This window comes from Pedobacter sp. 05L430 (assembly GCF_056397585.1).
Genome location: NZ_JBFTNT010000336.1, coordinates 1 through 4,261, shown reverse-complemented (window position 1 = coordinate 4,261; position 4,261 = coordinate 1). Strand labels below are relative to the sequence as shown.

General features: G+C 39.0%; 2 protein-coding genes. Both read left to right on the top strand.

Annotated features, from left to right (window positions below; all coding sequences use genetic code 11):
* The coding region (locus AC1DG9_RS24065) for an MFS transporter (protein ID WP_477635381.1) at positions 1 to 1,504 on the top strand (1,504 nt) is incomplete at its 5' end.
* Between the two features lie 163 nt (positions 1,505 to 1,667).
* The coding region (locus AC1DG9_RS24060; RefSeq protein WP_477635380.1) for a ligand-binding sensor domain-containing protein at positions 1,668 to 4,261 on the top strand (2,594 nt) is incomplete at its 3' end.

Sequence of the window (4,261 nt, the reverse complement as noted above, 5' to 3'; positions counted from 1 at the left end):
TACACCCCCTGTGCTATTTGGTGGTTCAGGACGGCCAAACATTGCTGATGGGGAAGGACAAGAAGCTGCCAGTCCTCAAAAACAGCGTCGCAGCGACTCCTTAACGCGGGCAAAAGGTGCTGAATCATCAAAGATTGATTCAGATAAAGAGAGATCACAACGCAATGAAAGTAATGTTCAGAGAAAAAGAAGCTGGCTTAGCGACTACAGTTCATGGGGAAATGCATTGGCTATAGCAGTAGTAGTAGGGCTGGTGTGGAGTTTGCTCGACCGAAAAAGGCAGTCTTACAATGTATTATATTACTGGCTAACCGTAGTTGTACGTTTTAGGGCAGCTATAGGGATTATTGGTTTTGGTTTTACAAAATTGTTCCCAACTCAAATGCCGTTTCCTTCACTGGGCCTCCTGAATACAGATTTTGGCGACTTTACCGCACAAAAAATCTACTGGCTTTCCGTAGGTATAGTACCCTGGTATCAGGTATTTGGTGGTATAGTAGAACTTGCTGCCGGAGCCTTATTGCTCTTCAGAAAGACAGCTACCTATGGTGCTGTATTACTTATTGGTGCATTGGGCGATATCACTTTTGTGAACTATGCTTATGATGGTGGAGTGCATGTATATGCCTTCTATTTTGTTTTGCTGGGCACTTTAGTCATTGCTGCAGATGTGCCAAGATTATACAACCTGCTGATTCTTGAACGCTATACCGTACCACAATTTTACTATCCGGATTACCGTAAGCCGATATATAAATATACCAGGTTTGCATTAAAAGGACTTACCATCCTTATCTTCTTTGTAATTCTGACTTATACCGAAGTGATTAATTTTAAGTATGATCCTTATAAACAGCCATCAACAGCAGGGGTGAAAACACTAAGGGGCAATTATAATGTTACGGTGTTTAAAATAAATGGACAGGAGATTCCGTATTCCCCATTAGATAGTGTACGATGGAAGGAAGCCACCTTTGAAAAATGGACCACGCTGACATTCAGGATTAATAAACCAGTAGTAGTTGACCCGTCCAATGGTGGTGGCAGTCCAATGCGCGATATACAACGTACATTCGAAATTGCCGGTACCGCAGGCGGACAGCGTGCTTTTCATTACTATGCTGATACTGTAGAACATGTACTTTATCTACAGGATAAAAATGCCCTTGCATCTAGAGGTGGACGAGGCAGAAGGGGTGGCTCCGACGAGAAGGAAAGCGGTAAAACAGATAACTGGATCAGTAAAGTGGCATGGAAGAATATAGGTGATGAAAACAGGATGATCGATAAACGCGCCTGGTCTACCAGAAGAGACCGTGAATTTGCTCGTCCTGAGCGGAGTTCAAATCGGGCCAGGTTGACATTGAATTACCATACCACTGATGGAAACAAAGTTATCCTGGAAGGATTAAATGAGAATAATGATTCTCTTTATGTTGTATTGGATAAAGTTAACAGGAAATACGTTTTGCCTGAAAGTAAACTTAGCGCAGGAAAATACTAAACAAAATTTTTCGCTCATATGGGTCGTATGAGCGAAAAATTCATGATGGTTGTTGAAATTGATGGCTAAATGTTATCTTCGAGGATAATTTCCGTCTCAACTATACCCTACTATCCATAGGTTCATCATGCGTTTACTTTATTTTTTTATTGTTTTAATATGGATGGAAGTTCAGTCTCTGCCTGTTCAAGCACAGCTAAGTTCAGAGGGGAACAATGAACAATCTTTGTATCGAAGCTATGCATTTAAAACATATACTATTGCAGATGGACTGCCTTCTAAAAATACGACAGCCACTCTTAAGGATCGAAGAGGTTTTATTTGGATAGGTACTGAAAACGGCTTGTGTCGTTTTGATGGTTATACATTTAAAGTATTTTACCATGCGGAAGGAGATCATACTTCTATCAGCAATAATTATGTTAGCACAATAGTAGAGGATCATCAAGGTAGGTTATGGGTTGGGACAATGGATGGCTTAAATTTACTGGACCCACTTACTGAAAAGTTTCAGGGCTTTCATCATGATGAAAAAGTAGGTTCTTCGATCAGTAATGATAAAATATGGTCGATACTTTGTGATCGTGAGGGAACCATATGGGTTGGAACAGATGATGGGTTTAATAGATTTCATGAACAAACCAGATCCTTCACCACTTATCAGCCCAATCCGGGTATACCAGGTGCTATGGTTGGGAAATCAGTTAACGCTATTGTCGAAGACAAACACGGAAGCTTATGGCTTGGAAACTGGAGTGGTGGACTGAATAAGTTTAATAAGCACACAAAGCGTTTCACCAATTTTCAGCAGACGCAGTTACCCGGACTTAAAAATCCAAACGACATCTGGTCACTTGCATATGATGAAAATGGTATAATTTGGATTGGTACTTACTGGAGTGGTCTGTTTAAGTTCGATCCGGAAAAAAACAATTTCAAGTCAGTTCTGTTGCCAGATAGGGCCAGTAATGGTGTCTACAGTATCTTGCCAATACAAAAAAACACGCTCATTGTTGGAGCAAGTAATGGGTTCTATTGGTTGAATACTCAGAATTCTAAATGGGAGCCTATTAAAAATGTGATAAACTATGCTTTTGGAGATTCCTACATAGATCGTAATGGTATCATTTGGATTAACGGCAGGAATGGTGTTTTGAAGATTGATCGTCAGCAATATAAGTTTGATTTGACAGATCTTAAGCTGGAGAATTGCGAAGTGAATAGCCTGGCAAGTAAAAGTAATACGCTTTGGATTGGTACCAGCAAGGGACTGTTTACGCTAGACTATAAATCTGGAAAGATGTCTGGCTTTAAAAAAAATGTACAAACAACTAGCTTAAAGAGCAATGACATAAGTAAGCTTTATTTTGATAGCAAGGGGGTTTTATGGATTTTGACCGAAAATGGATTTGATAGCTACGATCAGGAGCGCAACTTATTTGTTCACCATAATCATCACTCCGCTTTGGGCAGTCTTTTTAACGAAGATGTTTTTCGGGATATCCTTGAGGTTGACCCCGGCATCTACTACCTTGCAACCGATGCGGGGCTTAAAGTTTACAATAGCAATAACAATACTTTTAAGCATTATTATAACAAAAAGGACGACAGGTATTCCTTAAGCAATAACCACCTTTATTCCTTGTTAAAGGACAAAAGAGGTGATATTTGGATTGGAACATATGGGGGCGGACTAAACCGTTTTGACAGAAACTCAGAACGCTTTCAGGTGATCCGGTCTTCAGAACGCTCAGGTACTGGAATCAGTAGCAACATTATCAGAAGCCTTTATCAGGACTCCAATGATAACATTTGGATCTCTACACCAGATGGATTAAACAAATATGTAGCTAAAGAGAAACGTTTTGTTACATATTCGAAAAAGGATGGTTTTTCCAATAATGTATTCAGAGGAATTACTGAAGATGCTGAAGGAAATATGTGGGTAACTACTGAAAGTGGAATATCAACATTTGATCCTAAGCATATATCAGTTAGGAATTTCGATGAGGCTGATGGGGTTTACGTGAATTCGGTTATGTTTAATGATGGGCAAAACATACATCTGGCCGGAAGTAGGGGAATTATCAAATTTGATCCCTTGGCTATCCATTCAAATAAAACCATACCACCAGTATATTTTACTGATTTTCAATTGTTCAATAAATCTGTTCTCCCAACCTCCAAAGGGCCTTTAAAAGAAAACCTGAATATCGTAAAGGAACTGACTCTTGACTATGAGCAAAGTGTTTTCTCATTTGAATTTGTGGGCCTAAATTACAGGTATCCAGAAAAAAATAAATATGCATATATATTAATAGGCTTTGATAAGAAATGGAATTATGTTGGTTCACAACGTAAGGCAACTTATACAAACTTAAATCCGGGAACGTATAAACTTTGGATAAGAGCGTCTAATAATGATGGTGTATGGAACAATAAGGGAAGGATTCTGGTTATCCATATCAGTCCGCCATGGTACTGGACCTGGTGGGCGTATCTTTTATATGCGGCAGCAGTTTGCCTGGCCATTTACGCATATATACTGTACAGAAATAAACAGGAAGACCTGAAGTATAAAATAAAGGTAGCCAATATCGAAAGTGAAAAAGAAAAGGAACTCAATGAGAAAAAACTTTCTTTTTTTACCAATATTTCTCATGAATTCAGAACTCCTCTTACTTTAATCATCAATCCGATTAAGGAATTGCTTTATCATGATGATAAAAATGTAGATACCAGTAACCTTAATATCGT